Consider the following 230-nt stretch of genomic DNA (forward strand, 5'->3'; position numbering starts at 1 on the left):
TTAATAGCCGCGCTGGCGATCGACCACATTTTGCAGCGGCTGTCCTGCCTCGAAATTCAATATCTGCGTGGTCACATATGACGCGATCGAGTCGGGATCTGTATCTGCGGCATTATGCGGAGAGATCGTAACCGCAGGATGTGTCCAGAGGGGGCTGTCGGATGGTAGCGGTTCGCGCTCGAACACATCGAGTGTCACTGCTTTGAGCGTGCCATCCTCAAGACAGGCGA

At 55.7% G+C, this 230-nt stretch carries 1 protein-coding gene; it reads right to left on the bottom strand.

Annotation, left to right across the window (positions count from 1 at the left end):
* The coding region (locus AC0KVN_RS27795) for an NAD(P)-dependent oxidoreductase (RefSeq protein ID WP_483656897.1) at positions 1-230 on the bottom strand (230 nt) is incomplete at its 5' end.

It is taken from the genome of Sphingobium sp. SG1, from assembly GCF_057063145.1.